This window comes from Corallococcus interemptor (assembly GCF_003668875.1).
GTDB classification, from domain to species: domain Bacteria; phylum Myxococcota; class Myxococcia; order Myxococcales; family Myxococcaceae; genus Corallococcus; species Corallococcus interemptor.
This window is the reverse complement of the sequence record NZ_RAWM01000220.1, coordinates 1-7,040: the sequence shown is the minus strand read 5'-3', so window position 1 is coordinate 7,040 and position 7,040 is coordinate 1. Positions and strand designations below refer to the sequence as shown.

7 protein-coding genes are annotated in these 7,040 nt (G+C 72.7%); 3 read left to right on the top strand and 4 right to left on the bottom strand.

Annotated elements, in window-relative coordinates; all coding sequences use genetic code 11:
• A partial coding sequence (locus tag D7X96_RS38170) for a hypothetical protein (RefSeq protein ID WP_121771938.1) occupies positions 1-1,188 on the top strand: 1,188 nt, incomplete at its 5' end.
• Between the two features lie 21 nt (positions 1,189-1,209).
• Here the strand turns inward: D7X96_RS38170 and D7X96_RS38165 are convergent.
• Positions 1,210-2,121 carry a LysR family transcriptional regulator gene (locus D7X96_RS38165; RefSeq protein WP_158626681.1) on the bottom strand — a complete coding sequence of 304 codons (912 nt, stop codon included), beginning with the start codon at positions 2,119-2,121 and terminating at the stop codon, positions 1,210-1,212.
• A gap of 67 nt (positions 2,122-2,188) precedes the next feature.
• On the opposite strand from D7X96_RS38165, the gene D7X96_RS38160 reads away from it, so the two are divergent.
• Positions 2,189-3,142, top strand: coding sequence for an NAD(P)-dependent alcohol dehydrogenase (locus D7X96_RS38160; protein WP_121771936.1), 954 nt, complete (start codon positions 2,189-2,191; stop codon positions 3,140-3,142).
• A 95-nt stretch (positions 3,143-3,237) separates the two neighbouring features.
• On the opposite strand, the gene D7X96_RS38155 is transcribed toward D7X96_RS38160, so the two are convergent.
• The 3 genes from D7X96_RS38155 to D7X96_RS38145 form a co-directional block, all read right to left on the bottom strand.
• On the bottom strand, positions 3,238-3,639 hold the full coding sequence (locus tag D7X96_RS38155) for a type II toxin-antitoxin system VapC family toxin (RefSeq protein WP_158626680.1): 402 nt from the start codon (positions 3,637-3,639) through the stop codon (positions 3,238-3,240).
• 7 nt (positions 3,640-3,646) lie between these two features.
• The gene (locus D7X96_RS38150; protein WP_158626679.1) at positions 3,647-3,949 is read right to left on the bottom strand and encodes a type II toxin-antitoxin system Phd/YefM family antitoxin; all 303 of its coding nucleotides are present in this window, start codon (positions 3,947-3,949) and stop codon (positions 3,647-3,649) included.
• 135 nt (positions 3,950-4,084) lie between these two features.
• Positions 4,085-5,230: a hypothetical protein gene (locus D7X96_RS38145; RefSeq protein WP_121771933.1), complete on the bottom strand. Its 1,146-nt coding sequence runs from the start codon at positions 5,228-5,230 to the stop codon at positions 4,085-4,087.
• A 158-nt stretch (positions 5,231-5,388) separates the two neighbouring features.
• Between D7X96_RS38145 and D7X96_RS38140 the strand changes: the two genes are divergently transcribed.
• Positions 5,389-7,040 (top strand): TIGR02266 family protein (locus tag D7X96_RS38140; protein WP_121771939.1); only part of this gene is annotated, 1,652 nt, incomplete at its 3' end.

The window sequence follows — 7,040 nt, the reverse complement described above, 5'->3', positions numbered from 1 at the left end:
CCCTCGGCCGAGGCCCCCAAGCCCGCGGCCCCGGCGGCGAGCCCCTGGTCGCTCACGCAGGGCGGTCCGCAGGACGACACCGGCGCGGGCCTGGCGGTGGGGCGGGGCGGAGATGTGCTGTGGGTGACGTCCGGCACGCCGCGCTCGGATGAGGACCGCGAGCAGGTGGACGGCGAGCGGCTGGTGGTGACGCTGTCGCGCTACGCGGCGGACGGGACGAAGCGGTGGGCGAAGGAGTTCGAGCGCAACCGCCTGTCGGACCTGCGCGTGGCGGGCTCCACGGGAAGTGACGGCGCGGTGTTCCTGTCCGGCAATGCCTTCCTGTACTCGGCGGACTTCGGGCTGGGCGAGGCGCAGGACGGCTTCCTGGTGAAGTTCACGCAGGCCGGCGAGCCCGAGTGGCAGCGCCGCGTGGGCCAGAAGGTCTACGCGGTGGCGGCGGACGCGGCGGGCGGCGTGGTGGCGCTGGGCGAGGAGTGGACGCCGGAGGCCCACACGCCGCGGCTGGTGCGCTACGCGGCGGACGGCGCGGTGGCCTGGACGAAGACGTTCGACGGCGCGAAGGAGGGCACGCTGCTGTCCGCGGTGGCGCTGTCAGGGACGGGCACGTCGGTGGTGGCGGGGCGGCTGGTGGGCCCGGTGACGGTGGACGGGCGCACGTTCGACGCGCAGGGCGCGGGCGGCTTCGTGGTGCTGGCGTTCGGCGCGGACGGCGCGCTGGCGTGGGGCCGCGAGGTGCCGGGCGTGAATGGCCGCGTGGGCTCCGTGTCGGTGGGCGCGGATGGCTCGGTGGCGGTGGCCGGTGAGGCCGTCGGCCTGCTGATGTGGAACGGCGTGGCGCTGGATGAGGGCGGCCCGTTCGTGCTGACGGCGACGGCGGACGGGCAGGAGCGCTGGGTGAAGCAGCCCACGTGCGGCGCGACGTCGGTGGGCACGGTGGCGGCGGTGGAGGCGTCGGGCCCGGTGGCCGCGGCGTGCGGCAACACGCTCACGCGCTACGCGGCGGACGGCGCGCTGCTGGGCACGAAGACGCTGGCGCCGGAGTCGTGCGAGAGCGGCACGTGCTCGCTGGCGGCGACGACGCTGGTGGCGGCGCCCGAGTCCGGGCTGGTGGTGTCCGGCTGGCAGCGCGATGGCGCGGGCGACACCTGGAACCAGGATGCGTTCCTGCGGCTCGTGACGCCCTGAACCTGACGGAGCCGTGGGCCTCTACGCCAGGCCCACGGCGCGTACGGCGTCCTGTACGAGAGCGCGGACCCAGGCGTGCTTCGGGTCCCCCTCGTGCCCCAGGTGCCAGGCCAGGAGCATCTCGATGGGCGGCATCGGGACAGGCAGCGGCCGGAGCACGAGCCCGAGTGCCTTCGCGTGCGCGGAGGCGAAGCTGCGCGGAAGGACGACGAGCCGGTCCGAGCCTTGAACGAGCGGCAGGGCCAGGGAGAACGTGGTCACCACGCGCGTCACGCGACGTGAGAACCCCTCCTTCTCCAAGAGCGCGTCGATGCCGCCCCGGCGCGACTGCGCGAGGGGGGCCACCAGGACGTGCTCCCACTCGGTGAACCGCTTCAGCGATATGCGCCCGGTGGCGAGCGGATGCGCTCCGCGCATGACGCAGACGAGCTCATCGGCGAACAGGCGCTGTGAGCGCAGGTCCCGCTCCTTCGCGATGTCCGGGACGATGGCAACCCCGCCGTGCTCCCGCAGGAACGCCCCCAGGTCCGGCGTCTGCGTCCGCAGCGTGAGCAGGGCTCCGGGAGCACGCGCGGCGAGGAGCCGGTCGAGCGTCGGCAGCAGCAGCTCCGCGACGCGGTCCGACGTCGTCACGTAGAGGTCCCAGGTCGCGGTCGCCGGGTCGAAGGGGCGCCCCTGGTCGAACAGCCGCCCGGCCGCCAGCATGACCTCCTTGGCGGGGGCGCGAAGCGCCTCGGCCCGCTGCGTTCGTACGAGCGACCTCCCATTGCGGACCAGGAGCGGGTCGTCGAAGTCGACGCGCAGCCGGTGCAGGGCGTTGCTCGCCGCCGCGGGCGTGATTCCCAGCTTCTTCGCCGCGCGCGTGACGTGGGCCTCCTCGAGCAGGTGGTGCAGCGCGCGCACGTGGTTCAGGTCGAAGGCGGAGAGTTTCACGGCATGAACAATACCCCTTCCAACCATCAAGTTCCGCGAAAGGGTACCGCCCCGTAGCTTGAGGGCCATGAACGCACTGACCTACAGCCGCTTCGGCAATCTCGATGTCCTGCGGCACACCCATTCCCCGGCGCCCCGCGTCCGGGCCCACCACCTCCTCATCCGCGTCCGGGCCGTCTCGGTGAACCCCATCGACGGGAAGATCCGCCGTGGCGAGCTGCGGTTGCTCAGCGGGGCCCGCTTCCCGAAGGCGACCGGCTCGGACTTCGCCGGTGTCGTCGAGGCGGTAGGCGCGGGCGTCGAAGGTTTCTCGGTCGGAGACCGCGTGTTCGGCTTCCCCGGGATCATGCGGGAGGGAACGCTCGCCGAGCTCATCACGGTCGCGGCGACGTCCGTTGCCCGGGTTCCGTCAGCGCTCGATGACGTCGGGGCCGCGGCGGTTTCGATGGTGGGGCTCGCGGCGCTCCAGGCCTGGCGTGACGTCGCGCGCGTCGCTCCTGGCGAGCGGGTGCTCGTCAACGGCGCGACGGGCGGCGTGGGGCTCATGTTGATCCAGCTCGCCAGGGCGCGTGGCGCGCACGTCACCGCCGTCACCTCCGCCGCGGGTCTGGCCGTGGCACGGCAGTACGGCGCACAGGTGGCCCATGACTACCGCGCCCGGCCGCTCTCGGTGCTCGGCGAGCGTTTCGACGTCATCTTCGACCTGAGCACGAAGGTGCCCTTCGCCGACGCGCGGGGACTCCTCGCGCCTCGCGGCCGGCACGTGGGCTTCGAGCCGTCCCCCGCGTTGCTCCTGGGCTCCGCCCTGCTCAATCCGTTCCGTCGCCAGAAGCAGCGGGTGCTCGTCACCAGGCCGTCCGCGAAGGACCTCGCGGAGCTCGCGGGGATGTTCCAGACCGGGGAGCTTCTTCCTCCGCCCATGGAGGTGTTCGAGCTGTCCGACGCTCAAGCCGCGTTCGAGCGGTCCGAGCGCGGGGGCGTCATCGGCAAGGTCGTCATCCGCGCGGTCCCCTCGCTCTGAAATCCACGCTGCATTCCAAGGAGTCACCCATGCGCGAGCTGAACGATGCGCTCCGTGCGCAGCCCGAACTGGCGGCGTGAGCCGTATCACCTTGGCTACCATGCGACCTCGATGCCTCCGGTGTCCTGCGCCCAGTCGGTGATGGCTCGGTCGCGGGTGAGCAGTGGCAGTCCGAGCCTGCGGGCCGCCGCCACGATGAGCCGGTCGAAGTGGTCACGGTGTTCCCAGTCGAGCCGGGCCGCCTCCCGGACATCCGCTTCGCTCATGGGGTCGTGGACCAGTTCCGGACAGTCGATGTCCGCCCACCAGGCGTCCAGCGTCGTGGGGAAACGCAACTTCCCACCCTGGGCGAGCAGCCACGTCTCCAGCACGACGGGCGCGGGCACCACCATGTACCCGCGTCCATGTTCGAAGGCGGAGAACGCGCGCTTCGCCGCGGAGCCCAGCTTCTGGACCTGATTGCCCGCGTAGAAGAGCAGGGCATTCGTGTCGAGCACGTACCCTTCACTCAAGCTCCAGCACCTCCGCGGAGGCCAGGGCCGAGCGCTGGAGCCGCTGGCTGGGGCTTTCATCGGCGGCTTCCAGGTCGCCCATGATGCGCAGGGAGCCGCGAAGCTTCGACTTCCGCTTCCGGGAGGTGCGTGCCTTCCGCTCCGCTTCCAGCAGGGCCTCCAACCGCGAGGGCGCGATGAGGAACGCCTTCAACTCATCGTGCACCGTGATGGCGGTGACATGCCGCTGGGTGGCCGCCTGCTGCACGAGGGCGCTGAGATGGCTGCGCGCCTCACTGAGCGGAATGCGCTGCATGGGCAGCGGCCACGTAGGCGGTGCTGCGGCGGCGCGACGCGCGGTCGCGGGGCGAGGAGGTGTCCGCCGTCGATGTTTGCTGGCCATGATGTGCGGATAATAGGCACAGGTCCGACATGCCTTCCGGCCCGGGTGTCAGGCCGCCGCCGCGGTGCTCAGCTTGAGGTCCTGGTTGAGCCCCGCGTCCTTGCGCACGCGCCAGATGTACTGGTCCAGGAAGTAGTGGTGCAGCGCGAAGCCCCAGATGAACCCTTCCATCAAGTCCCTCAGCGTGAGCCCCGCGCCGCCCAGCGCCACCTTCGTGTCGAACGCGCCGCAGCCCGGGTGCACGCCCATGCCGCAGCCCAGCGTCCGGTACGCCAGCGTGAACGCGAGCCCGCAGAGCGCGTAGATGATGAAGCGCTGGCTCACCTTCGGCGCGTGGCCGAACGCGGCCCGGTCCACGCCTTCCGCGTGGTAGCGGTTGCGGTGAAAGAACCAGACGATGCCGTGGTACTGCACGTTGTGGAACGCCGTCACCGCCACGGTGAACATCAGGAAGTCCATCCGCCGCGACACCGACGGCCAGAACACCAGCGACGTCAGCCCCAACGCCGCCCCCAGCATCAACAACTTGGGCCCGTTCACCCCCAGCCCCCGGCGCCACCGCCACAGCTGCCTCGCGGCCAGCACCCCCACCACCGTCAGCACCAGCGCGAAGCACGCGTGCGCCACGCCGGCCTCCCAGGTCGGCTCCGCCATCAGCCCCAGCCGCCGCCGCGCTCCCGGATGCGTCAGCGCGAACGCCACGAACGGCGCGAGCAACCCCACGTACAACGTCACGCTGTCCAGCCGCCGGTCCCACGCATCCCGCTCTCCGGCCTTGCGCTGGTAGAGCACCATGATGCCGTAGTGCTGCCGCACCACGTGCCAGTACGCCCACAGCGCCGCCAGCGTCACGAACACCGCGAACGGCCAGCGCTGCCCGGCCAGCACCGACACCGCGAACACCGCCGGCCCCGCCCCGAACCACGCCAGGCTGCCCCGGAGCAGCCGGGCTCGCGTCTTCCGCTCCCGGGCGTCCAGGTACGTGCGCGACACCGTCGCGAACAGGTGCGGCCCGTCCAACAGCAGCACCCACGCCCACCACAGCGGCGGCCCGCTCACGCCCCCCAGCACGTGCAACGCCATCAGTGCCAGGCTCGCGCCCACGCCCCCCACCGTGGAGAGCAGGTCATGCCGTCGGTCCACCAACCACCGCGCATGCAGCGGGACCGGAGCGACGGGGGCGAGCGCGTTCATCGGGGGCCTTCCTCCTGGGGACTGCGAAGTCCCAGGATAGCGGGGACATACAGGTAAGTCAGAGGCGCACCTGCAAGTCTCGAATGGGGACCGGACGGACGGGCAGGGGGCCAGAACCCTCTTGAGGGAATGGCCCCCGGACGCGACAGTGCTGAACCATGGATCAAGGTCGGCGTACCTCGGACCGCAAGTCGGTCGGTCTGTTGGTGAAGCTCAAGCATGAGACTGTGGGGAGCTTCACCGAGGAGTTCGCCACCAACATCAGCCCCGGGGGCATGTTCATCCGCTCGCGCACGCCGCAGCCGGTGGGCACGCCCGTGCGCTTCGACGTGCAGATCGCCAACGGCGTGCGCGTGCTCCAGGGCACCGCCACCGTGCGCTGGGTGCGCGATGTGAACGACCCCGCGGGGCCTCCGGGCATGGGGCTGCAGTTCCAGGAGCTGGATACGGCGAGCCGCGCGCTCGTGGACCTGATGCTCCAGCGCAAGCCGGGCGCGAGCGCCGCGCCGGCCGCGCCGCTGCCGTCCATTGCTCCGGGCATCGCGCCGTTGGCCGCCGCGCCGGGTATCGCGCCCGTGCGTCCGCCCGTGGCCGCGCCTCCGGTCCCCGCCGCGCCCCGGCCCGTTGCCGCTCCCGCGCGTCCCGCCGCGGTCGCTCCGCCTCCCGCGCGTCCTTCACAGCCGGCCGCGGGCGGCGCCGCGCTCGACTCGCTGTTCGACGACCTGGATGCCCCGTCCAGTCCCGCTCCCGCCGCGGACGAGCCGCTGTCGCTGGGCGGCGCGGACGAGCCGTTCTCGCTGGGGGCTCCGGAAGAGGACGTGGGGCTGGCGCTCGCGGACCCCACGAACGACGTGGACATCCCGCTGGACGAGCTCATCGCGGGGACGCCTCCGCCCACCGTGCAGGGCATGCTGTCGGACGGCGACGAGCCGCTGCCGGGGCTCGACTTCGAGTTCGAGGCTCCGGCCGTGGAGGAGCCCATCGCCATGGGCCAGCCGCTGGAGGAGATGCCCATCGAAGTGGGGCTCTCCGTGGAGGACGGCGCGGCTTCGGGCGCGAGCGACGCGGGTGGGTTCGAGCTGGATTTCTCGGATGTCTCCCCAGAGCCGCCGCCTCGCGCCGCGCCGGTGCCGCCGGTGCAGCGCGCGGCCCCTCCGCCTCCGGCCCCCGTGACGCCAGCGGTGCCCCCCGTGGCGCCCGCGAAGCCCTCCGGCGGCAGCGCCGAGTTCGACCTGGACCTGTCGTCCCTGGATGACGACGCTCCACTGGAACTCGCGCGCGAGCCCGCGTCCTCGCCGGGCCGTCAGCGTCCGCCGCTGGGGCGTGAACCCGCGTCGTCACCCGGCCGTGCCGCCGCGCCGCCACTGGGCCGTGAGCCTGGATCCGTTGCTGGCCGTGCCCCGGGTCTGGGGCGTGAGCCCGGATCCGCCGCCGGCCGTTCCGCGCCCGGGTTGGGACTGGAGCCCGGATCCGCCGCGCGTGCCGCGCCGGGTCTGGGACTGGAGCCGCGCTCCTCGGGAGGCCGTCCTTCCGTGCCCGGTCTGGGACTGGAGCCGCGCTCTTCCGGTGGTCGTCCCGCCGCACCGGGTCTGGGATTGGAGCCGCGCTCCTCCGCGGGCCGTGCCCCGGACCTCTCCCAGGAGCCTGCGTCGTCCTGGGGCCGCGCCGTGCCGCAGCAGCCCCCCGCGCCGCAGCGGTCCTCCGGCGGCAGCACCGAGTTCGACCTGGACCTGTCCGTGGACGACGACGGGCCGCTGGAGCTCGCGCGCGAGCCCGTGTCCTCGCCGGGACGCCCCCGGCCCGTGGCCCC

Excerpts from the sequence above, each read along its gene's own strand:
- D7X96_RS38160 (WP_121771936.1), top strand. The coding sequence starts at position 2,189 with ATGAACGCACTGACCTACAGCCGCTTCGGCAATCTCGATGTCCTGCGG.
- D7X96_RS38150 (WP_158626679.1), bottom strand. The coding sequence starts at position 3,949 with ATGCAGCGCATTCCGCTCAGTGAGGCGCGCAGCCATCTCAGCGCCCTC.
- D7X96_RS38145 (WP_121771933.1), bottom strand. The coding sequence starts at position 5,230 with ATGAACGCGCTCGCCCCCGTCGCTCCGGTCCCGCTGCATGCGCGGTGG.